Here is a 24,428-nt window from a genome sequence, read left to right on the forward strand (position 1 = left end):
TGCTGCTCCGTCTGCTGCTCTGTCAGTGCGGGGCGACCCGCAGGCGCAGGCGGCGCGGGCGCAGCACGGTGGCCAGCGGTACCGGGCGCAGGTCGGCGTCCGGTTCGGGGACGAGGCGGTGGCGGGAGAGCAGGGTGGCCAGCGTCAGGACGCACTCGGCGCGGGCGAACAGGTCGCCCACGCACTTGCGGGCGCCCGTGCCGAAGGCCAGGAATGCTTGGCGGGCGGCCGGAGTGAGGCGCTCCGGCCGCCAGCGGTCCGGGTCGAACTGGGCCGGCGCCAGGTACGCGGCCGGGTGGCGGGAGACCGCCGCCGGGGACATCACCACGGTGCTGCCGACCGGGAGGGCACGGCCCGCCAGCACGGTGGGCGCGGTGGTGACCCGGGTGAACAGCCAGCCCGGCGGGTGCAGGCGCAGTGTCTCCGTCACCACCCGGTCGACGGCGCCCAGCTGCGGCAGGTCCGCCCAGCCCGGGGTGCGCCCGTCCGGCAGTGCCCGGGCCAGTTCGGTCCGCACCTGCTCGGCGGCCGCCGGGTGCTGGGACAGCCGCCACAGCGACCAGGTGAGGGTGGCTGCGACGGTCTCGGTGCCCGCCGCGAGCAGGGTGATCACCTGGTCGTGCACCTCGGCGTCGGTGAGCCGCGCGCCGTCGTCGTCGCGGGCGGCGAGCAGCGCGGCCAGCAGGTCGGGTTCGGAGCCGCCGGCTCCGGTGCCGCCGGCTTCGGCCGCAGATCGGTGAGTGGCGATCAACTGCCGGGTGGCGTCGTGCAGATACGCCAGTTCGCGGCGGTAGCGCAGGTTGCTCGGCAGGGGCAGGCGGCGGACCGGCCCGGGCAGGAACATCTGCCGGAACAGGCCGTTCAGCACGGTGTCGAAGGCGTGCTCGATGCCGCGCGCCTGCTCGGCGTCGATCGCCGTCGAGTACAGCGCCCGGCCCAGGGTGCGCAGCGCGATCCCGTGGAAGACGGGGAAGGCGTCGATCACCCGGCCCGGCCGCCAGTCGGCGGTGGCGGACGCGATCTCGGCCTGAACGGCGAGTGAGTAGCGCTCCAACTGCGAGCGGCGGAACGCGGATTGGACCAGACGGCGCTGATGGAGATGGTCGCGGTACGGGCAGGTGACCAGGCCGTTGCCCGCGACGTCCCGGGCCCGGTCGTAGAACACCCCGCCCTTGTCGAACAGCCGGTGGTCGGCCAGCACCTGGTTCAACAGGTCCGGGTGGCACGGCACCTGGGCGGTCGTCGGCCCCAGCCGCACCGCCACCAGGTCGCCGTGCAGATGCAGCGAGGCCAGGTACTCCGCCGACCCGCGCAGCAGCCGGTGCCCGTGCCCGATCAGCGGCAGGGCGCCCGGCGCGACGGCGGCGGAGTAGGTCGGGGGCTGCGACGAGGGCGGCATCCCTCCACGGTAGGCAGCGGCCGGATCGGCGGCGGACCGCGACGCCCGGCCCGGGAGACCGCGCTGCCGCTCCGGCCGGCGGGCCCGGGCGTCCCGGGCCGGGCGGGGCCGGGAACGGTGGGTCGGTGGACGGCAGTTCGTGGGGTTGGTCGTGGTGTGCAGAGTTGACGGGACGGCCGGCGACGACGACTGGCGGCGGCAGGCCGGCTGGCTGTGGCGACGGCTAGCGGCGCGGGCGGTCGGAGCCGAGCAGGGCGGTCGGGCCGAGGCCCTCCGGGGCGAACGGGGTGCCCGAGGTGAGTCCGCGCCGGCCGACCACCAGGGCCTCGCCCAGGAAGCCGATGCCGATGGACAGTTGGAGCGGGCGGGCGTCGGACGGCAGCCCGGAGTGTTCGGCGAGGAACGAGAACCCGGCCATCAGCCCCAGCGAGAGCGCGGCGACCAGGAACGTCCGTGCGGTGTAGCGCTGCCACAGCACACCCTCGCGCGCCTCGACCCGGACGGTCGCGCCGCGCAGGGCGCCCGTCGCGAGGCCGAGCGCGAGGCCCGCGACGATCCAGGCCCAGTCGCCCGGGCCGAGGTCGTCCCGCAGGTTGTGGCGCTGCCAGAGCGCCCACCCGCCGAGCGCGGTGAGCACCACCGGCGCCCCGAACAGGTCCCGCGCGTTGAGCGGTTCGCCGCGCAGCCGCCGGACCACCACCACGACGACCACCACCGCGATCAGGGCCGCGCTCATCCATCCGTGCATCGTGCTGTTCCCCCATGGACCTTTTTTAGCTCGACTGTGCCAAAAAGAAATTTAGCGCGCCCGTGCTATAACGGCAACATGCCGAAGATCGTGGACCCGGCGGAGCGCCGGCAGGCCGTCGCGGACGCCGTCCTGCGCGTCGCCGCCAGAGAAGGACTCGACCATGCCTCGCTGCGCAACGTCGCCGACGAGGCCGGGCTGGCGATCGGCTCGGTGCGGCACTACTTCGACGGCAGCTCCGAGCTGATGATCTTCGCGATGGGGGAGCTGGCGCGCCGCATCGAAGCCCGGATCAGCACCCGCGCGGCCGCCCTGCTCGACCCCGCCGCGACCGGCGACCGGCGCGAACGGACCGTCCAACTCCTCGCCGAGACACTCCCGTTGGACGCCGCGCGCCGTGAGGAGGCCGGCGTCTGGCTGTCCTTCGTCAGCGCCGCCCGCACCCGCCCCGAACTGCGCGGCCGGCTCGCCACCATGCAGGCCGGCCTTGACGACCTCGTCCGCCGCGTCCTCACCGAGACCGACCGCGTCGGTGCCCTCGTCCCCGGGCTGGACCTCGACCTGGAGACCCGCCGGCTCTCCGCCCTGCTCGACGGCCTCGCCCTCCAGGCGGTCCAACACCCCCTCCTGGTCGGCCCGGACGAGCTCTGCGCCGTCCTCCGCCGCCACCTCGACACACTGGCCGCCCCGCGACCCTGACGCCGCAGGGGGGCCCGGTCGAGCGCTGCGCCACGCCGGGCGGCGCGGTGCCCGGCGGAACGCCCGGCCACCGGCCTACCCTGGGCAGCACGGAAGGACGGGGTTGGCGAACGTGGCACACCGGATCGACGGCAGCGCGGGGGACGTCCTCACCGCACGCCTGCGCGACCAGAGCGCGAAACTCGTCGCCCTCGAACCCGACGTCCGCGCCGACCGCCCCGACGCCGTCCACCAGATGCGCATCGCCGCCCGCCGCCTGCGCAGCGCCCTGCGCACCCACCGCCGCCACCTGACCGGCGACCACACCGCCCTCGAGGACGAACTGCGCGTGCTCGGTCGGAACCTCGGCCGCGCCCGCGACGCCGAAGTGCTCGGCGAACACCTGCTCGCCCAGGCCCGCGAACTCCCCGACGGTGGCGACCGCGAACGCGTCCTCGCCGAACTCGCCACCTGGAGCACCCGCGAGGCCCGCGAGGCCCGCACGACCGTCCTCGGCACACTCGACAGCCGACGCTTCCACGACCTGCTCGACGCCCTCACCGCGCTCGCCGCCGACCCCCCGCTCAACGCCCGCGCAACCAGGCCCGGCGGGCCGGAACTCACCCGCATCCTGCGCCACGAACACCGCCGCACCGCCCAACGCCTCGCCGCCGCCGAGCACACGCCCGACGGCCCAGCCCGCGACCGCGCCCTGCACGCCGCCCGCAAGGCCGCGAAGCGCGCCCGCTACGCCGGCGAGACCGCCGGCCGCCCGGCCCGCAGCTACACCCGCCGGATGAAGGCGCTGCAGGACGTCCTCGGCCGCCACCAGGACGCGATCGTCGCCCGGGAGGCGGTGCGGGGGTTGTCGGACGGGGGGTTCGGGTACGGGGTGTTGTTCGGGCGACAGGTGGGGGAGGGGGAGTTTGCGAGGGAGTTGCTGCCGGGGGTGTGGAGGCGGGCGGCGCGGGGGCCGAAGCGGATTCGGTGAAAGGGAGTTGAGGGCGGGGGCTGTCGGGCGGGGGCGGTGACGGGGCGTCAGGGCTTGAGGTGGCGGAGGGTGAACTCGGGTGCGGCGTACGGGCCGGCCTGGGGGGCGGTGGGGTCGGTGGGGCGGTCGGCGTCGGGGACGGTGGCGGCGTGGGACTCGGCGTCGTCGACGGGTGTGTAGGCGAGGACGGCCGGGTCCGGGAGTTCCCAGAAGCGGCGGGTGTTGGCGGAGACGGCATACGCGGTGGCGAAGCGGACGGACTCCGGGGCGGTCAGCGCGGCCCGGACGAAGCCGACGCAGTCGCGCGGGCTGAGCCACGTCGACAGGTGGCGGTGCTCGGTGGGCGCGGGCTCGAAGCTGCCGATGCGCAGGCAGATGACGGACAGGCCGAACTTGTCGGCGTAGAGCTGCCCGAGAGCCTCGATCGCCGCCTTGCTCACGCCGTACAGGCCGTCCGGCCGGACCGGATCCTGCGGCCCGGTGAGACGCCCGGCTGGGTGGAAGCCCGTCACCCGGTTGCTGCCGGCCAGCACCACTCGCCGGATGCCGGTGCGCCGTGCGGCCTCCAGGACGTGGTGGGTGCCGAGCACGTTGACGTCGAGCAGGTCCGGGAGTGGCGCCTCGTCGGGAATCCCGCCCAGGTGGAGCACCTGATCGGCGCCGGCGAGCGCGGACTCGACGGCCGCCGCGTCCCGCAGGTCGACGGTGTGCGCCTCCTCGTTGTCGGCCTCCGGCCGCAGCGGTACCCGGTCGAGCAGGACCACGTGCTCGGCCTCGCCCCGAAGCGCTCTGCGGACGACGGCGCCGATGTTCCCCGCCGCACCCGTCAGCGCCACCGTGCCCAGCTGCACTGTGCCTCCTCGTCCCGCCCGTCACGTCCCTCGCAACGGTCCTCGCATTGTTTGCCACCGGACTTCGATCGATCAAGCGAGTTGATCAGGGGCGGGACGTCAGGCCGGTGGTGGGGCAGTGGGGGCGAGGCCCGATGCGGTGGCGGCGGTGCGGAGGAGGGCGTCGAGCATGGTGGGGGTGAGGCGGCCGGTGTAGGTGTTGCGGGGGCTGACGTGGAAGCAGCCGTAGAGGTGCAGGGGCGGGCCGGCGTCGGTGGCGGGGAGGAGGGCGTGGGCGCCGTGGCCGAAGGCGGGGCGGGGGCGGGGGATCTGCCAGCCTGCGGCGGCGAGGGCGGGGAGGACGGCCTGCCAGGCGAAGCCGCCGAGGGCGACGACGGCGCGGACGGTGGGGCGGAGGTACTCGAACTCGCGGACGATCCAGGGGCGGCAGGTGTCGCGTTCGGTGGTGGTCGGCTTGTTCTCGGGCGGGGCGCAGCGGACCGGGTCGGTGATGCGCACGCCGAACAGTTCCAGGCCGTCGCCCCGCCAGGTGGAGTGCGGTCGGGAGGCGAGGCCGAGTCGGTGCAGGGAGGCGTACAGCAGGTCGCCGGACGGGTCGCCGGTGAAGATCCGGCCCGTGCGGTTGCCGCCGTGCGCGGCGGGGGCGAGGCCGACGAGCACCAGGCGGGCGTCGGCGGGCCCGAAGCCGGGGACCGGGCGGGCCCAGTAGTCCTGGTCCTGGAAGGCCCGGCGCTTCACCCGGGCCGCCTCCTCCCGCCATTCGACCAGCCTCGGGCAGGCCCGGCAGTCGACGACCAGTTCGTCCAGCTCGGCCAGTCCGTGGACGCGTTCGACCTGGGCGGAGGGCAGTTCCATGGCCCCGATCCTATGGGCGCGCAGCAACGGGAAAGCGTTTTCCGTCCGGGTCGGGAGAAGCCGGAGGACGCGGAGTAGCGTGGAAGTACGAGTCTGCGTGCCGTAGGGGTCGAGGTGACGGCGATGATCGTGGTCGACGTGGTGATTGTGCTGCTGGTGCTGGTGGCGGTGCTCGCCGGGTTGAGTGTGCGGATGGTCCAGCAGTACCAACTCGGGGTGGTGTTCCGGTTCGGCCGGGTGCTGGACGAGGTGCGGGCGCCGGGGCTGGTGCGGATCCTGCCGGTCGCCGACCGGCTGCGAAAGGTGAACGTGCAGATCATCACGATGCCGGTCCCCGCGCAGGAGGGCATCACCCGGGACAACGTGACCGTGCGGGTCGACGCGGTGGTGTACTTCAAGGTGGTCGACCCGGTGAAGGCGATCATCAACGTGCAGGACTACTCGTTCGCGATGTCGCAGGTCGCGCAGACCTCCCTGCGGTCGATCATCGGCAAGAGCGAACTGGACGACCTGCTGGCCAACCGCGAGCCGATCAACCAGGGCCTGGAACTGATGCTCGACAGCCCCGCACTGGGCTGGGGCATCCAGATCGACCGGGTCGAGATCAAGGACGTGGCGCTGCCCGAGTCGATGAAGCGCTCGATGGCCCGGCAGGCCGAGGCGGACCGGGAACGGCGGGCCCGGATCATCACCGCAGACGGCGAGTACCAGGCGTCCGCGCGGCTGTCGGAGGCCGCGAAGGTGATGTCCGCGACCCCGGCCGCGCTGCAACTGCGGCTGCTGCAGACCGTGGTGGAGGTCGCCGCGGAGAAGAACTCCACCCTGGTGCTGCCGTTCCCGGTCGAGCTGCTGCGCTTCCTGGAGAGCTCGACCGAGCGCAACTCCGCGCAGGCCGTCGAGGCCACCGAGGTCGCGGCGCAGCTCGCCGAGGCCGAGGTCGAGGAACGCGGGCAGGACGAACCGGTGCCGGGCATCGATCAGTTGGAGCTGCCGCAGGTCGCGGTGGGCGTCGACGAGACGGCGCTTCCGAAGCGTCCGGTGCGCGTCGAGCCGCCCAAGCCACAGCCCAAGCCGAAGCCACAGCCGCCGCAGTCGCACGTGCGGCACGCGGCGTGAGCGGGCGAGTGCGGTGCGGCCAGGGGTGGCGGGCGGGGCGGTGGCAGGGCCAGCATGGAAGACGGCCGATGGACACAACCAGTGGACCCAACCAGCTCGGGAGGTCCGGCCATGACCACCGCGAAAGAGATCATGCACCCGGGAGCGGAGTGCGTCACCGGTGAGCAGACCCTCGCCGACGCCGCCCGGATCATGCGCGAACGCGACGTCGGCGCGCTGCCGATCTGCGGCGAGAACCAGAAGCTGCTGGGCATCGTCACCGACCGCGACATCGTGCTCAGGTGTGTCGCCGAAGGGCGCGACCCCAGCACCGTCCAGTGCCTCGAACTCGCCCTCGGGCGCCCGATGGTGATCGAGGAGAACGAGGACGCGGACCTGGCACTGGGCCTGATGGAGGACCACCGGGTGCGCCGGCTGCCGGTGATCAACCACCCCGATCACAAGCTGGTCGGCATGATCAGCGAGGCCGACATCGCCCGCCACCTGTCGCAGGAGCGCCTGGCGGAGTTCGTCACCGCCGTCACCGCGCGCTGACCGTGCGCCTCCCGCCGCACCTGGGTATCGGTGCGGCGGGATCGGGCTGATGGTCCGTCAGTGCATGTACTGCTTGGGCAACTTGGCGAGGAACGCGTCCGCGATCACCTGGTAGCCGGCGTCGTTGGCGTGGATGTCGCCGCGCGCCATGTTGGTCCACTGCATGACCCGGGCCACGTTCAGCGGCACCTGCTGGCCGCCCAGCGGCACCAGCGGCGCGAACGCGTCGGTGTCGAACGCCCCCGCCACGTCGACGGTCGGGACGCGGTGCGCGGCGTCCACCGTCTCGATCACCGAGTTGAGCGCGTTCGCCAGCGGCACCGACGCGGTCGCCACCGCCTTGCCCTGCTCGCCCGTCATCCAGGCCGCCAGGAACGGGTCGTACAGGTTCATGCCGACGATCCGGGTGTGCGGTCCGGCCGCCTGCTGGAGCTCGCCGAGGATGCGGTCCAGGCCGGTGCGGACCTGCTCGATGCCGTTCAGCGCGCACGGCAGGTCCAGCGAGCCGCCGGCCGCGCAGCGCTGCACGTCGTTGGCGCCGATGTCGATCGTCACCAGCACCTCGTCCTTCCAGTGCGCCTTCAAGTAGGCGACCGCGGCGTCCAGTTGGGAGCCGCCGAAGGAGTGCGGGTACGGGCAGCCGCCGTTCGCCATGGTGCCGGTGGTCTCGCCCGGGCAGCCCAGGTCGGTGAACTCGAACGGCCGGCGGTCGTCCGCCGCCCGCTCGCCGAGCGTCCGCGCCAGGTCCTGGGCGTAGCCGCGGCCCACGACGTGGCCGCCGGTCGGCGTGGACTGGTAGCCGGCCGCCAGCGAGTCGCCGATCGCCAGGTAGTACGCGGTGGCGTGTTGCCCGCCCGGCGCCGCCGACGCGGGAACGGCCGCCGCGCCGGTGAGCGTCAGAGCGGCGAGCGCGGCCGCAACGAGCGTGCGACGGCGGGGGATTGGGCGCATGGAGCCTCCAGGGCGAATGATCGCGATCAGACGGACCCGGAGAGGCTACTGCCGGGTACGGCCCCGGGGACAGGGGTGTGCACGTACTTGATCACCCGGTGATTCAGCCGGTGACGCTCAGCCGGTGATGTTCGGCCGGTGACGTTCAGCCCGGGAAGGCGTAGACGGTGGTTGCGTGCGCGACCGGGTCGTCCGGGGCGTCCGGCGTGGCGAGGGTGATCTCCGCGAACGCGATCCGGCGGCCCAGCTTGGTCAGCCGCGCCGTGACCAGCAGGTCGGTGTCGCGGGCCGCACGCTGGAAGGTGATCGACTGCTGGACGGTGGTCATCGGCGCGAAGCCCCCCAGCGCCGAGGAGATCGCGACGACCGTCGCCGTGTCGGCCGCCGCCATCATCGCCTGCCCCGACAGCCCGCCGCCGTCCCGGGCCAGCTGGTCCGACCACGGCAGGCGCAGCACCGCGTGCCTCGGCCCGGTCTCCACCACCGACAGCCCCAGTGCCTGCACCCACGGCGCGAAACGCTCGGCGAGGATCGCGTCGCCCTCGGCGGGCGCCAGGCCCTTGGAGGGCGCAGGGTTCGGTGAGGTCGTCATGGCGGGATCGTAGGGGCCGCCGGTGACGCAGCGCCATACCGTGCGAGCGGAGCGTGCACCGGGTCGTGGGCAACCCCCGTGCGAGGCATGGTGGTGGGGTGGGAGTGCGGCGGAGGCTGGCGGACCTGCGGAGCGAGTGGCGCACCGGACACCTGATGGTGCTGCTGCCGCTCGGCCTGATCGTGCTGATCACCGCCACCGACCTCGCGATCTCCCCGAACATCCACCTCGGCCCGCTGCTGGTGGTCGCCCCCGCGATCACCGCGTCGTTCGCCGGCACCCGCCTGACCCTGCTGGTCGGCATCCTCGCGCTGGCCGGCCAGATCCTCATCGCCGTCTACCACGGCGGCCTGTTCACCGCCAACCACCAGGCCCAGGTCGGCGCACTCGCCCTGGTCACCGCCGCCGTCGTCGCCTACTGCCGGGTCCGCGAACGCCACGGACGCGAACTCACCCAGGTCCGCACCGTCTCCGACGCCGTCCAGCGCGTCCTGATGCGCCCGCTGCCCGAACGCGCCGGCCCGCTGCGGATCGCCACCCGCTACCTCGCCGCCGCCGACGAAGCCAACGTCGGCGGAGACCTGTACGCGGCCGTGCGCACCGGCCACGCGACCCGCCTGCTGATCGGCGACGTCCGCGGCAAGGGCCTGGACGCCGTCGGCGACGCCGCCGCCCTGCTCGGCGCCTTCCGCGAACTCGCTCACCAGCACGAGGACCCGGCACGCCTGGCCGACGCCGTGGAGACCTCCTACCAGCGCCACCTCGCCGAACTCGCCGAGACCGGCCACGACATCCGCGAGAACTTCGTCACCGCACTCGTCCTCGACCTGCCCGACGACCACCCCGTCATCCGGCTCGCCGACTGCGGGCACCCGCCGCCCCTGCTGCTCACCCCCGGCGGCGCCCGGCTGCTCCCCGTGCGCCGCTCAGGCCCCCCGCTGGGCATGGGCGACCTCGCGCCCGTCGAACGCCGCACCGAGGAGTTCGCGTTCCCGCCCGACAGCACGCTGCTGCTCTACACCGACGGCGTCACCGAGGCCCGCAACCGCGACGCCGTCTTCTACCCGCTGCCCGCCCGCGCCGCCGACCTCGGCCGGGCCGCCACGCCCCGCGAGTTCCTCGACCGCCTCCGCCGCGACCTGCTGGCGTACGTCGGGGGACGGTTGCTGGACGACGCGGCGCTGGTCGCGGTCGGGCGGGACGGCTGAGGGGACGGGAACGAAGCGGAGGGCGCGGTCGGGCGGGAGAGTTGGCGGGCCAGGGGGACGGCTGTTGGACGACGCGGCGCTGGTCGCGGTCGGGCGGGACGGTTGAGGGGGCCGGGGCGAAGCGGGGGCGGGACGGAGGCTTGGGGGTCGGGGGCCGCGGTCGGGTGGGAGGGCTGGGGGTCAGGGGGCGGGGACGAGGCGGGTCAGGCGGGGGGCCAGCCAGGGGCGGCGGCCGGAGGCGCGGAGGCGGCCGAGGGCGATGGCTCGCCACTGCGGGGTGCGGTGGAAGGCCACCATCAGGAAGGTGACAGGGTCGGTGGAGATCCGGCAGTCGGGTGTGCGCAGTGGGGCGTCGCGGGTGACGGTCAGGGTGGCGTCCCGGAAGGTCAGGTAGAGGCGCGGGCCGCCGCGGACGGCGAGGTCGAGGACGAGGTCCGCGTCGCGGGCGGCCACGCGGTCGAGGGCCAGCGGCATCATGGTCGTCAGGGCCTGACCGATCACCAGCCGGGCGTGGTCCGGGTCGATCCGCCACGGGCGGCCGGTGGCGCGGGCGATGTCCAGGCCGTGCATCAGGCACTCGCTGAGCAGCAGGCCGGTGGAGGCGGCGACGGTGAGCGCCGGGTCGGGGCCGTACCAGGGTGTCGCGACCGGGGCCTCCAGGTCGAGGTCCGCGGTGGCCCGCAGGAAGCGGTCGGCCCGTTCGGCGATGAAATCGGCCGAGTCGCCGCCGATCTGCTCTTTGATCATGGTCACGGCGCGGCCGTTGACGACGGCCATCCGGGGGCCGAACGGCAGTTCGGCTTCCGGGAGTATCCGGTCCCAGTCGACGGTTTCCTCGGGTGACACGCTGGAGCAGTACACCAGGAACACCGCCGCGACGTGCGCGCCGACGTCCGGCGCCGACCACGCGGGCAGTGCGCGGGGGCTGCCGAGCCCGCGGGTGTCGCGCAGCAGCCGGACCAGGCGGTCGGCGGTCTCGGCGAGCGCGGCACGGGTCCGTCGGTGCTCGGCGATCGGATCGTGGCGCTCGGTCATGGCGGCTTCCCCCGTCGGGTGGTGGATGAGGCGGTCGGGACGAGGCGGAAGGCTACCTCCCGGTAAAACCCGGCGGAAGGGGGTGCGGACGGCGAACCGGCCTGCGGGCCACGGGAGTCGGACGGTGCGGGGGTCTGCCGGCGGGGCTGTTGCCGCAGGTGGAGCGATGGATAGGCTGGGCCGGCCCGCATGCCGCGCCGTCGCGAAGGACCACCGTGCAGCCGATCACCGACCGTCCGATCCGCTGGGGCATTCTCGCCACCGGCGGCATTGCCACCTCCTTCGTCGAGGACCTCGCCGCCGTGCCCGGCGGGCAGGCCTTCGCGGTGGCGTCCCGGCGCGAGGAATCCGCCCGGGCGTTCGCCGATCGCCACAACATCTCACGGGCGTACGGGAGTTGGCAGGAGCTGGCGGCCGACCCCGAGGTCGACGTGGTGTACGTGGCCACGCCGCACTCGGCGCACCACGGCGCGACGAAGCTGCTGCTGGAGGCGGGGAAGGCGGTGCTGTGCGAGAAGCCGTTCACGCTGAACGTCGACCAGAGCGCCGAACTGGTCGCGCTCGCCCGCAAGCGCGAGGTCTTCCTGATGGAGGCGATGTGGACCTACCTCGACCCGTCCGTCCGGCGGATCACCGAGCTGATCGCCGACGGCGCGATCGGTGAAGTGCGGTCCGTGCAGGCCGAGTTCGGTTTCGTCGGGCCCGCCGACAGCCCGGGTCACCGGCTGTGGGACCCGGCGGCCGGCGGCGGCGCCCTGCTGGACCTCGGCGTGTATCCGGTGGCGTTCGCGCACCTGCTGCTCGGCGAACCGGAGACCGTCCAGGCGCAGGCCCGCCTCACCGCACGCGGGGTGGACGCGCACACCGGCATGCTGCTCGGGTACCGCAGCGGCGCGACCGCCCTGCTGTCCTGCTCGCTCGACGCGCAGTGCGGCCAACGCGCCTCGATCCAGGGCGACTTGGGCCGGATCGAGATCGATCGGGACTTCTTCCGCCCCACCGGATTCACCCTCCACCGCGACGGCCGCGAACCGGAGACCTTCCACGGCCCCGCCCTCGTCGGCCACGGCTACGGGCTGGAGGCCGCCGAGGTGATGCGCTGCCTGCGGGCCGGAGCCACCGAGTCCGCGCTCGTCCCGCTGGACGGCACCCTCGCCGTGATGCGCACGCTGGACGCCGTCCGGGAGCGGATCGGGGTGCGCTACCCCGGCGAGTGACCGGCCTGCCCGATCGCCCGAAGGAGCACTTCGGCGAGGTGCAACGGCCTTGCCGAAGGCTCCAGTTGGGTGAGTTGAGTGCGGCAGCTGAGGCCGTCCGCGAGCAGCAGGGTGCCGGGCGCGGCGGCGCGGACCGCCGGCAGCAGAGCGCGCTCGGCGACGGCCACCGACACCTCGTAGTGGCCGCGCTCGAAGCCGAACGCCCCGGCCAAGCCGCAGCATCCGGCATCGAGTTGACGGTTCGTCAGGCCGAGGCGCTCGGTCAGGCGCCGGTCGGCGGCGGTACCGAGGACGGCGTGCTGGTGGCAGTGCACCTGGGTCATCGCCTCGCCGGTCAGCCGGGGCAGCGCGACCTCGCGCTCGTCCAGGAACTCGGCCAAGGTCCGTACCCGGGAGAGGAGTTCGAGAGGGCCGTCGAGGAGCTTCGGCCAATCGCCGCGGAGGGTGGCGGTGCAGGACGGCTCCAGGCCGACCACCGGCAGGCCCGGCGGCAGGTGACGCAGGCTGCGCCGGATCACCCGCCGGGCCGCGTCGAGTCGGCCGCTCGCGATCCGCGTGAGCCCGCAGCACACCGGGCCGCTCGGCAGCTCGACCCGGAAACCGAGCTGCTCCAGGACCTGGACGGCGGCCATCGCCGGTGCGGGGTCGAGGAGTTCGGACATCGAGTCGGGCCACAGCAGCACCGCGGGCGCGGCCGGGTCGGCGGGACGGGCGGCGCGGTGAGCGCGGAACCAGGAGCTGAAACGGCGCTCCGGCAGGGCGGGCAGGGCGCGCCGCGGGTCGATGCCGCCGAGGCGTTTGAGCAGTGCGCCGCTGAACCGGCCGTGCAGGGCGGCGTTCGCGGCGCGCGGCGCGAGATGCGCCAGGCGCAGCCACAGCGGCAGCAGGCCGAGCGAGTAGTGGGAGGCCGGTCGAGGCCTGAACCGGTAGTGGTGGTACAGGAATTCGGACCGGTAGGTGGCCATGTCCACCTGAACCGGGCAGTCGCTCGCGCAGCCCTTGCAGCCCAGGCAGAGATCGAGCGCCTCCCGGACCTCCGGGGAACGCCAGCCGCCGGTGACCAGTTCGCCGCGCAGCATCTCGCCGAGCAGCCGGGCGCGGCCGCGGGTCGAGTGCCGCTCCTCCTCGGTCACCATGTAGCTCGGGCACATCACACCGCTGCCGGTGTCGACGCACTTGCCGACGCCGACGCAGCGGTGCACCGCGTTCAGCAGGCTGCCGGAGTCCTGCGGGTACGCCAGGACGAGCGGCAACTCCCGCCCCGCGAACCGCAGATCGGCGTCCAGCGGGCGCGGGTCGACCAGCAGGCCCGGGTTGAGCAGGTTCTCCGGGTCCCAGATCTGCTTGAACCGGGCGAACAGGTCGATCACCTGCGGCGGGAACATCCGGGGCAGCAGCTCGGCGCGGGCCTGCCCGTCGCCGTGCTCGCCGGAGAGCGAACCGCCGTGCGCCACCACGAGATCCGCCGCCTCGGTGAGGAACTCCCGCATCACCTGCGGTCGTTCGCGCACCGGGAAGTCGAGCCGCAGGTGCACGCAGCCCTCGCCGAAGTGGCCGAACGGCACGCCGCGCAGTCCGTGACGCTTCAGCAGGGTCCGCAACTGCCGCAGATAGGAGCCGAGTTGATCGACAGGGACGGCCGAGTCCTCCCAGCCGGGCCAGGCCGCGCCGCCCGGTGTGCCGTCCGAGGCCGGCGGGAGGCGGGTGACGATGCCCGCGCCGGCCTCCCGGATCGACCAGAGCGCGCGCTGCTCGGCCGGGTCGGTGACCAGGGCGACGGTCGCGGTGCGTTCTCTCCGCACCGCGTCGGCGAGTCCACGGGCCCGGTCGGCGGCCTCGGCGGCGGTGTCGCCGCCGGTCTCCAGGAACAGCCAGCACGCACCGTCCGGGAGGCGGTCGAGCACCGGCGGACGGGGGCCGGCCGCGAGCAGCGCGGCGACCAGGTCGGCGGCCATTCCCTCGCAGGTCAGTGGCCCGAACGGCAGGAGCGCGGGCACGGCGTCGGCGGCGGCCGTCTCGTCCGGGTACCCGGCCACCACCAGCGCACGGTACGGCGGTTCGGGCACCAGGCGGACGGTGGCGCCGAGCAGCAGGGCGCAGGTGCCCTCCGTGCCGGTGACGGCCCGCACCAGGTCGTAGCCCCGCTCCGGGAGCAGCGCGTCCAGCGGATAGCCCGAGCCGCGACGCGGCAGCGTCGGCATGGCGCGGCGCAGCAGGGGCAGGTTGCCGGCGGCGAGGCCCTGCAACTCCCGGTGCAGGCGCGGCAGTCGGCCGTGCCCGGACGCGAGGGCGGCGCGTTCGGCGGGCGGCAGGGGGCCGGTGGCGGTCAGTTCGGTGCCGTCGGCGAGCAGCAGGTCCAGGCTGTGCAGGTTGTCGGAGGTGCGGCCCCAGGCGAGGGAGTGCGAGCCGCAGGCGTCGTTGCCGATCATGCCGCCCAGCGTGCACCGGCTGTGGGTGGACGGGTCCGGTCCGAACCGCAGCCCGAACTTCCGTGCGGCACGCTGGAGTTCGTCCAGGACGGTGCCCGGTTCGACCCGCGCGGTGCGGGCGTCCGGGTCCACCTCCAGCACCCGGCCGAGGTGCCGCCGGAAGTCCAGCACCACCGCGCCCTGCCCGATGGCCTGCCCACCGATGCTCGTCCCCGACCCGCGCGCCACCACCGGCACCCCGAACTCCCGGCACACCGCCAACGCGGCCCGCACATCGTCCACGTCGGCCGGCTTCACCACCCCGCGCGGCACCTGCCGGTAGTTCGACGCGTCCTGCCCGTACACGGCCCGCTCGGCGACACCGAAACGGACCTCACCACGGACGACATCGGCGAGGGCGCGGGCGAGATCGGAGGCCATCCGCCGATCATCCCAGCCGGGGGCAACCAGCACCGGACGCGGGCCCACGAACGGCGGGTCGGCATGGTGGGAGGGGGGTGCTGACGGCTGGCGGATCGGCTTTGCGCGGGCGATCGGTGACGGGCCGTATGCTGCACTCGCATGAAGGGTCTCGGCGATCAGATCGCGTACTGGAACGGCGTCGGCGCAACGAAGACGTTCACCCACCCGGTGAACCCCGACCGGCTGGCGGAGGTCGGCCCGGACGCGCGGATCCTGGACTACGGCTGCGGATACGGTCGCGTCATGGCCGAGCTGAGCGAGCACGGCTTCCGTGACGTGTCCGGTGTCGACCCGTCGCCCGCGCTGATCGAGCGGGGCCGGCAACTGTGGCCCGAGCTGCGCCTCGCCGTCCTGGAGTCCCCGCCGGCCCTGCCGCACGCGTCGGGGAGCGTCGACGTGGTCCTGCTGTTCGCCGTACTGACCTGCGTCCCCGACGGCGATGCCCAGGCGGCGTTGGTCGCGGAGCTGCACCGCGTCCTCGCGCCCGGCGGGCTGCTGTACGTCAGCGACGTGCTGCTGCAGGACGATGAGCGGAACCGCGACCGCTATGCGGCCCATGCGCGGCAGTTCGGCACTCCGTACGGGGTGTTCGCCACGGACGACGGCGCGGTGTGTCGGCACCACGAGATCGCCGAGTTGCGCACGCTGCTGTCGGCCTTCGACCCGGTGGACGAGCACCGGTTCGAGGTGGCCACGATGAACGGCCACCGGTCCCAGGCGGCGCAGCTGCTGGTCCGCAGGCGGTAGCCGTCGCGGCGGCGGCGGTTGGGTTGGGGCCATGGAGAACGAACATCCCCTGGTCCGTGACGTCCTTCCGGAGCCCGTGGACGAACTCGTGGCGCTGCTGGAAGGCGAGGGTGAAGCACAACTGGCGCTTGGTGTACGGGAGGTGCGAGTGGCGGAGGTGCGCGGGACGGCGGTGTGAGCCGCCCCGCGCAGGCCGGCAGTGGGGTGTCGCTCAGCCGAGTGGCAGCTCCAGGAGGGCTTCCTCCCCGACCGGGGAGGTGACGGTGGTGGTGCTGTCCGCCTTGCCGGTGAAGGCGTAGAGCAGGTCGCGGCTGTTGACGACCAGGGCGAGGCGGTGGCCGTCGGGGAGGTCGTAGGCGGCGGGCTGGAGCGTCCAGCTGAGGGTGCGGTCGGCGCCGGGGTGCAGGTCGGTGGCGGTGAACGGCTCGTGGGTGATGATCTTGGCGTTGCCGTCGGGGGCGATGTCGAAGAGGTAGGCGACCAGCGTCAGGGCGTCGGCCTCCTCGGCCCGGGCCGTGAGCCGGAGCTTGGTGGCGCCGCGGATCCGGCGGCCGCCCGCCAGCGGCTCCGTGGACCAGAGCAGCAGGCGGTCCCGTTCGAAGCCGGCGGTGTCGTACTTCCGGGGGTTGCCGAACCACTCCTTCTGCCCGGTGTCCATGATGTCGTCCATCGCGGTGGCGGCGGTCAGGTGGCCGGCGGTGAAGTCTCGGGCCCAGCCGTTGGAGGGCTTGTCGGACAGCGTGCCGTCGCCGTTGTGGCCGTTGCCGTTCAGGTACCACGTCTCGTGGTCGACGGTGGCCTCCGCCCAGGAGCCGAGCGGTTCGCGCCGGGCGGGCTCGGTGATCCGCCGGCCGCCGCCGATGACCGGGGCGGTCTTGTAGGTGAACATCACCTGGCTGTTGACGACCGGCCAGTCGGGCACGCCGTTGTCTGCGCCCAGCAGGTGGTGGTCGAGCCAGTCGAACGCCTCCCGCGTCGGCGTCAGCAGGCCGGGGAAGGCCACGCCGCCGGGCACGCCGGTGAAGCCGGCGCCCTCGGGGGCGCCGTGGTCGCCGATCCACATGTTCAGGTGCTTCGGGACGGTGAGCTTCTCGAAGACGTCGATCGCCTCGCCGGCCGCGAACAGGCTCTCGTGCCAGGTGTTCGAGTAGAAGGTCGGGATGCCACGGGCGTTGGTGGCGTTCAGGTACGTCTCCGGGGAGCGCACGGTGCCCCACTCCACCACCTTCTCCATGTTCCGCCCGGCCCGGAAGTCCTGGAGGACGGCCCACGTCTCCGGGTCGAACCGCTCCGACTCCTTGCCCTTCTCGGCCCCGGTGAACCCGATCAGCAGCTCCACGGCCTTCACGTGGCGGGTGCCGTGGTCGTAGAGGCTGGTGGCGAGGTTGCCCCAGGTGCTGAGCGCGGCCACGGCGGCGACCCGGCCCTCCTCCGGGTCGTGCGCGGCGACCAGTTGGCTGATCCCGGAGCCGTAGGACAGGCCCATCAGGCCGACCTTGCCCGGCGCGAACTGCTCCTGCGCATACGTGATGACCTTCGAGCCGTCCGCCCAGTCGTTCGGCCCGGCGACGTCGATGAACCCGTTGGAGGAGTAGAACACGCCCGCCTTGCCAAACCCTCGTGGGGTGTAGGCCAGGACGTGGTACCCGCGTGCCGCCAGCGACAGGTAGCCGGCCATGAACGGCAGCCAGCCGTACGGGTTCCACCCGGCCGGCACGATGACGACCGGGCGCGGCTCCGAGACCTGCTGCTTGATCGCGAACGCGGAGAGGCCGACCTCGCCCGCCACGGGAATGCGCGGGAAGGAGATCCCGGCCTGCCGCTTGACGCGGGCGACCAGCTCCGCCAGGTCCTCCGGGAGCGTGCCGGCCGGCGCGGCGCCCTGGAGTGCCGCGAGCAGCGCCCGGGCGACGGCGAGCACCGCCGGGTTGATGTCGAGGCTTGCGCCGCGCCAGATGCCGTTGGCCGCGATGTCGGCGAGAGTCGCCTCGGTGATCGCGGCGATCGGCTCTCCGTCTGCTGTGGTCATACGAACCGCCCTTCCTGAAACCCCGGACGCCCGGGAGGGCGTCGTCCGGGGCTGATCATGGGCCGGAGCGGAACCGTCGAAACGGAGAGGCGGTCAGTTGTACCCGAACGGGTTGTTGTGGGCGGGAGTTGACGATCGCAGGTTGACGAAAGGGCCGGAAGACGGCGGTTCGCCGATGATCGGACGATCGGTCAAGCCTGGTGCAGGTCAGGCGGATTCGGCCACCGGGCCGGGCTGCTGAGGAACGGTGATCGCGGCAGGCTCGGAGGCGGCGGGCTGCTGCTTCGTGAGGGGACCGCCGGAACCGGTGGTCGGCTCGGGCCCGGTCGGCGAAGTCGGGGCCGTGGGCTGGATCTTGTCGTCGCGTTCGTCGTCGCCCGCCCCGTCGCGGGTGGTGAGGACGGTGTCGAAGATCTCGCGGAGCTTGTCGGTCGCCTGCTTGGAGAACAGTCCGCACAGCCCGGCGATCCCGGCGAAGCCGTACGGATTGGTGGCGGTGCCGTCCGTGCCGTTGGCGAACAGGCCGCCGCGCAGCAGGAAGTAGACCAGCAGCGCGAGGGCGCCGCCGATCGCCGTGCGCAGCAGGTACCAGGGCAGCCAGCTCGGCAGGAGTTGGCGGTTGCCCGCGTAGGTGGCGAAGGAGGTCGCGGCGTGCACGAAGCTGCCGAGCCCGCTGGCGGCCAGGACGGCGATCAGCATCGCGGTGTTGGAGGTCAGGTGCCAGGGGCCGAGGCCGAACACCGACCACAGCTCCGGGTCGCCGGCCGGCGCGCGTTCGGCGGTCAGCGTGGTGAGCGGCGTCCAGACGCTGATCAGCGCGGCGATGCAGATGAACGCCTCGGCGAGCAGCATCACGCCGAGCAGCAGGACCGCCCAGCCGGCCATCTGCTGCTGGGGCGGGAGTGGGGCGACCTGCCCCGGCGCGGGGCCGCCGTCGGCGGCGAACGGGTCCGCGAGGGCATCCGGGGCGGAACTCGGAGTGGGATCGGCCGCCGGGGAGACAGGGAGAGTCATCGAGGAGTTCGCCTTCCGGTCCGGTGGTGCACGAAAGGAAGTGCACGGAGGTGGCGCGGCCGGAGCCGGGCGCGGGGAGGGACTCTACCCTCCCGGACCGACCCGACGGTTCGTCAGGACACCCGGGTGGAACGCGAGATGGCGTCGCCCTCGGCGCGGAAGGCCCGACAGGACCGGCCCCCTCGGTGAGTGCTTACCCGTCAGGGGCGCGCGGAAGCGCCGGCCGGGGGAGTTCAGCGGCGGGCCAGCCGGGAGAACTTGGCGACCTCGAAGGTGGCGTACGAATTCGACGCCAGCAGCGAGAACTTGATGCCCTCGCGGCCGTCGGGCCGCTTGTAGCCCTCCGGCAGGAAACGCTTGTAGTGTTCGGCGGCCCGCTGGAAGAACTGCGGGCGCTCGGCGCGGGTCAGACAGCCCGGCAGGTCGAAGACGAACAGGTAGTGGCGGACCATCCGGGTGAACAGGTGCGCCCGCAGCTCCGGGTGGACGGGCGGGGCCTCGGCGGGCCGGGCGTCCAGCAGCTCGAAGCTGCCCTCGTAGCGGTCGAACAGGTCGAAGTGGGAGGCCCCTTCGCTGCCCGCCGGGTGCAGGGTGTGGCGGCGGCGGATGGTGACGCACTCGCGGTCCAGCACCGCGATCCGGGAGGCGGCCAGCAGCGAGCGGTGCACCGCCGGGACCTCCTCGTAGAAGCCGTCCGGGAAGACCGGGGCGGTGCCGGTGCGCAGCAGCCGGTCCCAGATCAGCGGTGGCGCGCCGAACAGCTCCGGGTGCTCGTCCGGGCCGAACACCTCCGGCCCGACGGTGGCCAGCAGCTCGGCCGCGTTGCCCTGCCACACCTTGCCCCGGTACTCGCGGTTGTGGCCGAACAGCAGCAGATCGACCTCACCGGTCTCGGCGAGGCGGGCGGCCATCGCCTCCAGCGCGTCCGCCGACAGCAGGTGGTCGGCGTCCAGGAACAGCAGGTAGTCGCCGCGCGCGTGCGTCGCGCCGGCCATCCGGGCCCGCCCGATGCCGGGCTCCGCGTCCAACCGCAGCACCCGTACCCGGGCGTCGCGCAGTTCGTACGCCTCCACCAGCCGCTCCTCCGGGCAGTGCGGGGAGGGCGTCTGGACCACGATGATCTCGAACTCGCGGAAGGACTGCCCGAGCAGGGAGTCGAGACACTCCTTCAGTTGTTCCTGCTCGTCGTAGGCGGGGAGAACGACGGTGATCAGTGGTGGGGCCATGGGCGGGAGGCTAGGGGCGGGGACAGCCTCAGGCAAAGGTCGGAAGCCGCTCTAAAGCGGCTATTCCGGACAGTGGCCACGGGAAGTTCGCCGAATCTTCACCAAACGAACACGCCCGTGCGATGAAATGTCCGGATAGGGTGCGGAACGCCGCGACTTGCTGACTATTCGTCAGATGTACGCATGGTGGCGGAGCTGCACACACACCGTGCCGAAGGCGCCCGAGCGGCCGTGCGCCCGCCCCGCTCAGTACCAGTTGTGGGCCTGCCAGAACGACCACGCCGCACACGGGCTGCCGTACGTCTGGTTCATGTACTGCAGGCCCCACTTGATCTGGGTCGCCGGGTTGTCCCGCCAGCCCGCGCCCGCCGACGCCATCTTCGAACCCGGCAGCGCCTGCATCAGGCCGTACGCGCCCGAGGACGGGTTGGTCGCGTGCACGTTCCAACCGCTCTCGCGCTCCACGATGTTGGTGAAGCACTGCAACTGACCGGCCGGCACGAGTTGCGCCGCGATCTGCTGCGGCGTCCCGCCGAGCGCCTTCGCGACGGCGGACGCGGAGACGGACGGGGATGCGGACGGGGACGGCTTGGCGGTCGGTGCCGCCGCGCGCTGCTGCGAACGGGACGCCGCCTCGCTCCGGGCCTTCGCCTCCGCCGACGCCTTCGCCTCGGCGCTCGCACTCGCGCTCGTCTCCGCGTCCGCCTTGGCCTTCGCCTCCTCCTCGGCCTGCGCGCTCGCACCGGCGCTCGCGTTCGCCTCGGCGGCGGTCGGAGTCGCGAGGGCGTCCGACGCGAGCTGCTGACCGTTCGCCGACGCGGCCGAGGCCTCGGCGGGACCGGAGTGCTGCGGCAGGGCGATGGCCAGCGCGGCCGTGCCCGCGACCGCGAGAGTCGCCACACCCGACACCACGGCGCGGCGGTGACGGCGGAAACTCCCCGAGAGGCTGGACGTGCTGGGATGCGGCATGAGCGATCTCTTCTTGTACGGGCCGGACGGCCGGTGGGACACGGCGGCCCGCCGACCGGCACGCACCCGCACGACACCGACGCGACAAGGCGCGGGGAGTCGGACGGAGGTGGCAGCGGGGCGGTGACCGGGCAGGACCGGCCGGACCGCCCGACGGACGGGGGACATTCTCGGCAGATCACGGAGAGTGGCTCAAAAGCCCCGGAAACTACCCGGCGTAGTAGCGGGGGCTGCTGCGGACGTGCGGACGGGCCCGGTTCCGGTGGCGCTCCGGCACACCGCGTCGATGGGGCTGGACAGGCCGCTGACCTGCGATGATGCGATACTCTCCGGTGAGCGGACGAGGCCGGGCGAGCACCGTTCGACGGGTGCGCCGCCGCATCGACTATCGAGGATCGTAGAAGCCCGCCGCGGTGTGGGAGGACTCACAGGAACCGAACGCGCACCGGCACACCCCGCACCCGGACGACCACACCCGGTCGCACGGAACGGCACCCCGGTCACAGCCCGCGATCACCGCGCCCCGATACTGGCCGCATGGTGATCGCGGTGGTGGGGGTGGCAGCGGCGGTGCTCGGGCTGCTCGGGGTGGCGCACTGGTACGTGTGGCGCAGGTTGGTCCGCGACGTCTCCGCGCCCGGCGGCCGGTACCGGCGGGCGGGCACCGTGCTCGTCGTCCTGCTGCCCGTCCTCTCCCTCCTCGCCCTGCTCGGCGGCCGGGCCTTCCCCCTCGCCGTGGAACGCTGGTTCGCCTGGCCCGGCTACCTCTGGCTGCCCGTCCTCCTCTACCTGCTGCTCGCGCTGCTGGTCGGCGAGCTGCTGCGCCCGCTGCTGCTGCGCCTGCTGCGGCGGCGCGAGACGGTGGCGGCTCCGGAGGCCGTGCTGGCTTCGGCGGGGGACGTCCTGGAGGACGCCCCGGCGGAGCAGGAGCCGCCGGAGACGGTTGCCGTGGAGCCGTCGCGGCGGCTGTTCGTGTCGCGGGTGGTGGCGGGGGCGGCCGCCGGGGTCGCCGTCGGCGTGGTCGGCAACGGCGCCTACGGGGTGCTGCGCGGGCCGCAGGTGAAGCAGGTGACGGTGCCGCTGGCGAAGCTGCCGCGCGCCGCGCACGGCTACCGGATCGCCGTGGTCAGCGACATCCACCTCGGCCCGATACTCGGCCGGGCGCACACCCGCCGCATCGTCGACACCATCAACGCCACCCAGCCCGACCTGATCGCCGTGGTCGGCGACCTGGTCGACGGCACCGTCCCCGAACTCGGCCCCGCCGCCCGCCCGTTGGCGGACCTGCGGGCCAAGGACGGGGCGTACTTCGTCACCGGCAACCACGAGTACTTCTCGGGCGCCGCGCCCTGGGTCGACTTCGTCCGCGAACTCGGCGTCCACCCGCTGGAGAACGCCCGCGTCGAACTCCCATGGTTCGACCTCGCCGGCGTCAACGACATCGCCGGCACCTCGCAGGGCCAAGGCCCCGACTACGCACGGGCGTTGGGCGACCGCGACCGCGGCCGGACCGCCGTCCTGATGGCCCACCAGCCGGTGACCGTCCACGACAGCGTCCGGCACGGCGTCGACCTCCAACTCTCCGGCCACACCCACGGCGGACAGCTCTGGCCCGGCAACTACCTCGCCGAACTCGCCAACCCGACCGTCGCCGGCCTGGAGCGGTACGGCGACACCCAGCTCTACGTCACCCGCGGCGCCGGCGCCTGGGGCCCGCCGGTCCGGGTCGGCGCACCGTCGGACATCACGGTCGTCACACTCGCCTCGCTCCAGGCCTGACGCCGCTGTTCGGCGGGGCGGCCGGTCTTCACGGGTGCATGCGCGCGCCCTTGAGCACCTTGTCGACGGCGTTGCGCGGGCCGTGCAGGGCCAGCCCCACCAGGTCGAGTGCGGCGGTCGGCACGGCGCGGACCGCCGCCCGGTTGTCGCGGTCGTTGCCGGTGCCGAACAGTTCGGCGGTGAACACCGCCACCGGCAACGAACGGGACAGCGCCCGCGCATGGGCGGACGACAGCAGTTCCCCGCCGCCCTCGAACACCAGTACCGGCTGACGGAACATCGGCAGGTACGCCGTTCCGTCCGCGTCCGCGTACGGCTCACCGATCAACTCCGGTACGGCGGTGCCCAGTCCGCTCACCAGGAAGGCCGTCACGTTCAGGCGCTGCCAGGGTTCGAGATCCTCGCGCAGCAGGACGGCGATCTTGGTGTCGAAGCGCGGTGCGGGGGCTGGCGCGGGGGCAGGGGCTGAGGCTGGGGCGGTCAGGATGTCCATGGAGTGAGCGTGCCGGACGGGGCGCAGCCAGGTCTTGTACGTTCTTTGCATGACAGCGGCACCGGCCAGGCAGCAGATCACCGCCTGGCGGCCGCGCGTCCCCGGCGTCGTCGAAGTGCTGCACGCACACCTCACCGAACACCGCTACCCCATGCACGTCCACGACTCCTGGACGCTGCTGATCGTCGACGACGGCGCCGTCCGCTACGACCTCGACCGCCACCGCCGGGGCACCCCGCACGACACCGTCAGCCTGCTGCCGCCGCACGTCCCGCACAACGGATCGCCGGCCGGCGAAGGGGGCTTCCGCAAACGTGTTCTCTACCTCGAACTCGGGCAACTGGGCGCGGAGTTGATCGGACCGGCGGTGGACGGGCCGGACCTCGCGGACCCGCTGCTGAGACTCCGGGTCGGGCAACTGCACACGGCGCTCCGTGCGCCGGGGGAGGAGTGGGAGGCGGAGAGCCGGCTCGCGCTGATCAGCGCGCGGCTGCGGGAGCTGCTCCGCCCGCGAACGGCGCTGCCCGCCAAGCCCGTCGACCGGGGGCTCGCCCATCAGCTGCGCGACCTGCTGGACGCCCGGCTCGCCGAACGCACCACGCTCGACGAGGCGGCTCGGCGACTGCACGCCCACCCCGCGCACCTGGTCCGCGCGTTCACCACGGCGTTCGGCCTGCCCCCGCACCAGTACCTGACCGCCCGCCGCATCGACCGCGCTCGCCACCTCCTCCTCGACGGCCACCCCCCGACCACCGTCGCCACCACCCTCGGCTTCCACGACCAGCCCCACCTCACCCGCCACTTCCGCCGCATCCTGGGCACCACCCCGGCCCGCTTCGCCCGCGGGGGCGGCAGGTAGGGCGTACGAGGTGATCGGGCGGGGCGGGTGGTGAAAGTTTCGGGGGTGGAGTGCGGCGGTGGGGGGTTTGAGGGGCCGGGGGTTGACGGGGGGTTGGGTGGGGTGGGTGCATGGCGGCCTTGTCGGGTGTCGGATTGTGTGGGGAGAGGGCTGCCGTGCGTCGTTCAACCCGTTGTGTGCGGGCCGTGTTGGCGGTTGGTGTGATGGTGGCGTCGGGGCTGGGGATCGGGGGTGGGCAGGCCGGGG

23 protein-coding genes are annotated in these 24,428 nt (G+C 73.4%); 10 read left to right on the top strand and 13 right to left on the bottom strand.

From position 1 onward, the window contains the following. Nucleotides 1–22: 22 nt before the first annotated feature. Both AMK19_RS11805 and AMK19_RS11810 read right to left on the bottom strand, forming a co-directional pair. Nucleotides 23–1,399 (bottom strand): cytochrome P450, encoded by a 1,377-nt coding sequence (locus AMK19_RS11805; RefSeq protein ID WP_073810747.1) that lies wholly within the window; start codon nucleotides 1,397–1,399, stop codon nucleotides 23–25. 223 nt (nucleotides 1,400–1,622) lie between these two features. Continuing rightward, complete coding sequence (locus AMK19_RS11810) at nucleotides 1,623–2,135, bottom strand: DUF1453 domain-containing protein (RefSeq protein ID WP_241844348.1); 513 nt, start codon at nucleotides 2,133–2,135, stop codon at nucleotides 1,623–1,625. Nucleotides 2,136–2,225: 90 nt separating this feature from the next. On the opposite strand from AMK19_RS11810, the gene AMK19_RS11815 reads away from it, so the two are divergent. Both AMK19_RS11815 and AMK19_RS11820 read left to right on the top strand, forming a co-directional pair. Continuing rightward, on the top strand, nucleotides 2,226–2,846 hold the full coding sequence (locus AMK19_RS11815) for a TetR/AcrR family transcriptional regulator (protein ID WP_073810750.1): 621 nt from the start codon (nucleotides 2,226–2,228) through the stop codon (nucleotides 2,844–2,846). Between the two features lie 112 nt (nucleotides 2,847–2,958). After that, nucleotides 2,959–3,816 carry a CHAD domain-containing protein gene (locus AMK19_RS11820; protein ID WP_241844371.1) on the top strand — a complete coding sequence of 286 codons (858 nt, stop codon included), beginning with the start codon at nucleotides 2,959–2,961 and terminating at the stop codon, nucleotides 3,814–3,816. A gap of 47 nt (nucleotides 3,817–3,863) precedes the next feature. On the opposite strand, the gene AMK19_RS11825 is transcribed toward AMK19_RS11820, so the two are convergent. Beyond that, entirely contained in the window at nucleotides 3,864–4,667 is an 804-nt protein-coding gene (locus AMK19_RS11825; protein ID WP_198953290.1) for an NAD-dependent epimerase/dehydratase family protein, read from the bottom strand. Nucleotides 4,668–4,766: 99 nt separating this feature from the next. Further along, the gene (locus tag AMK19_RS11830; RefSeq protein ID WP_073810753.1) at nucleotides 4,767–5,522 is read right to left on the bottom strand and encodes a uracil-DNA glycosylase; all 756 of its coding nucleotides are present in this window, start codon (nucleotides 5,520–5,522) and stop codon (nucleotides 4,767–4,769) included. A gap of 123 nt (nucleotides 5,523–5,645) precedes the next feature. On the opposite strand from AMK19_RS11830, the gene AMK19_RS11835 reads away from it, so the two are divergent. Together AMK19_RS11835 and AMK19_RS11840 are read left to right on the top strand one after the other, a co-directional pair. Continuing rightward, on the top strand, nucleotides 5,646–6,638 hold the full coding sequence (locus AMK19_RS11835; RefSeq protein WP_143200160.1) for a slipin family protein: 993 nt from the start codon (nucleotides 5,646–5,648) through the stop codon (nucleotides 6,636–6,638). 111 nt (nucleotides 6,639–6,749) lie between these two features. Further along, nucleotides 6,750–7,172, top strand: a complete 423-nt coding sequence (locus AMK19_RS11840) for a CBS domain-containing protein (RefSeq protein WP_073810754.1) — start codon at nucleotides 6,750–6,752, stop codon at nucleotides 7,170–7,172. A gap of 57 nt (nucleotides 7,173–7,229) precedes the next feature. Here the strand turns inward: AMK19_RS11840 and AMK19_RS11845 are convergent, their stop codons facing one another. Beyond that, complete coding sequence (locus tag AMK19_RS11845) at nucleotides 7,230–8,123, bottom strand: SGNH/GDSL hydrolase family protein (protein ID WP_073810756.1); 894 nt, start codon at nucleotides 8,121–8,123, stop codon at nucleotides 7,230–7,232. Nucleotides 8,124–8,268: 145 nt separating this feature from the next. Next, on the bottom strand, nucleotides 8,269–8,715 hold the full coding sequence (locus AMK19_RS11850; RefSeq protein ID WP_073810757.1) for a PaaI family thioesterase: 447 nt from the start codon (nucleotides 8,713–8,715) through the stop codon (nucleotides 8,269–8,271). Nucleotides 8,716–8,813: 98 nt separating this feature from the next. On the opposite strand from AMK19_RS11850, the gene AMK19_RS11855 reads away from it, so the two are divergent. Further along, the gene (locus AMK19_RS11855) at nucleotides 8,814–9,923 is read left to right on the top strand and encodes a PP2C family protein-serine/threonine phosphatase (RefSeq protein ID WP_338015779.1); all 1,110 of its coding nucleotides are present in this window, start codon (nucleotides 8,814–8,816) and stop codon (nucleotides 9,921–9,923) included. A 180-nt stretch (nucleotides 9,924–10,103) separates the two neighbouring features. Here the strand turns inward: AMK19_RS11855 and AMK19_RS11860 are convergent, their stop codons facing one another. Then, entirely contained in the window at nucleotides 10,104–10,958 is an 855-nt protein-coding gene (locus AMK19_RS11860; protein ID WP_073810759.1) for a maleylpyruvate isomerase N-terminal domain-containing protein, read from the bottom strand. A 215-nt stretch (nucleotides 10,959–11,173) separates the two neighbouring features. Between AMK19_RS11860 and AMK19_RS11865 the strand changes: the two genes are divergently transcribed. Next, nucleotides 11,174–12,175, top strand: coding sequence for a Gfo/Idh/MocA family protein (locus AMK19_RS11865; protein ID WP_073810760.1), 1,002 nt, complete (start codon nucleotides 11,174–11,176; stop codon nucleotides 12,173–12,175). On the opposite strand, the gene AMK19_RS11870 is transcribed toward AMK19_RS11865, so the two are convergent. Beyond that, entirely contained in the window at nucleotides 12,160–15,024 is a 2,865-nt protein-coding gene (locus AMK19_RS11870) for an FAD-binding and (Fe-S)-binding domain-containing protein (RefSeq protein ID WP_073810762.1), read from the bottom strand. The two genes, AMK19_RS11865 and AMK19_RS11870, sit on opposite strands and share 16 nt — an antisense overlap. A gap of 141 nt (nucleotides 15,025–15,165) precedes the next feature. On the opposite strand from AMK19_RS11870, the gene AMK19_RS11875 reads away from it, so the two are divergent. Beyond that, nucleotides 15,166–15,813, top strand: a complete 648-nt coding sequence (locus tag AMK19_RS11875; RefSeq protein ID WP_073810763.1) for a class I SAM-dependent methyltransferase — start codon at nucleotides 15,166–15,168, stop codon at nucleotides 15,811–15,813. A 31-nt stretch (nucleotides 15,814–15,844) separates the two neighbouring features. Further along, nucleotides 15,845–15,991, top strand: a complete 147-nt coding sequence (locus AMK19_RS35945) for a hypothetical protein (protein WP_158071894.1) — start codon at nucleotides 15,845–15,847, stop codon at nucleotides 15,989–15,991. Between the two features lie 33 nt (nucleotides 15,992–16,024). Here AMK19_RS35945 and AMK19_RS11880 read toward each other — a convergent pair whose 3' ends face one another. From AMK19_RS11880 to AMK19_RS11895, 4 genes are all read right to left on the bottom strand, one after another. Then, entirely contained in the window at nucleotides 16,025–17,842 is a 1,818-nt protein-coding gene (locus tag AMK19_RS11880) for a CocE/NonD family hydrolase (protein ID WP_073810765.1), read from the bottom strand. A 207-nt stretch (nucleotides 17,843–18,049) separates the two neighbouring features. After that, complete coding sequence (locus AMK19_RS11885; RefSeq protein ID WP_073810767.1) at nucleotides 18,050–18,856, bottom strand: hypothetical protein; 807 nt, start codon at nucleotides 18,854–18,856, stop codon at nucleotides 18,050–18,052. Nucleotides 18,857–19,089: 233 nt separating this feature from the next. Further along, the gene (locus AMK19_RS11890; RefSeq protein ID WP_073810768.1) at nucleotides 19,090–20,082 is read right to left on the bottom strand and encodes a glycosyltransferase family 2 protein; all 993 of its coding nucleotides are present in this window, start codon (nucleotides 20,080–20,082) and stop codon (nucleotides 19,090–19,092) included. A 246-nt stretch (nucleotides 20,083–20,328) separates the two neighbouring features. Then, nucleotides 20,329–21,051 (bottom strand): transglycosylase SLT domain-containing protein, encoded by a 723-nt coding sequence (locus tag AMK19_RS11895; protein WP_143200161.1) that lies wholly within the window; start codon nucleotides 21,049–21,051, stop codon nucleotides 20,329–20,331. Nucleotides 21,052–21,588: 537 nt separating this feature from the next. On the opposite strand from AMK19_RS11895, the gene AMK19_RS11900 reads away from it, so the two are divergent. After that, nucleotides 21,589–22,830 carry a metallophosphoesterase gene (locus AMK19_RS11900; RefSeq protein ID WP_073810771.1) on the top strand — a complete coding sequence of 414 codons (1,242 nt, stop codon included), beginning with the start codon at nucleotides 21,589–21,591 and terminating at the stop codon, nucleotides 22,828–22,830. Between the two features lie 28 nt (nucleotides 22,831–22,858). Here AMK19_RS11900 and AMK19_RS11905 read toward each other — a convergent pair whose 3' ends face one another. Further along, nucleotides 22,859–23,323 carry a DUF2000 domain-containing protein gene (locus AMK19_RS11905; RefSeq protein ID WP_073810773.1) on the bottom strand — a complete coding sequence of 155 codons (465 nt, stop codon included), beginning with the start codon at nucleotides 23,321–23,323 and terminating at the stop codon, nucleotides 22,859–22,861. A 49-nt stretch (nucleotides 23,324–23,372) separates the two neighbouring features. On the opposite strand from AMK19_RS11905, the gene AMK19_RS11910 reads away from it, so the two are divergent. Continuing rightward, nucleotides 23,373–24,182 (top strand): helix-turn-helix transcriptional regulator, encoded by an 810-nt coding sequence (locus AMK19_RS11910; RefSeq protein ID WP_073810774.1) that lies wholly within the window; start codon nucleotides 23,373–23,375, stop codon nucleotides 24,180–24,182. The last annotated feature ends 246 nt before the right edge of the window (nucleotides 24,183–24,428 follow it).

The sequence above is a fragment of the Kitasatospora sp. CB01950 genome (genome assembly GCF_001905465.1).
Lineage (GTDB): Bacteria > Actinomycetota > Actinomycetes > Streptomycetales > Streptomycetaceae > Kitasatospora.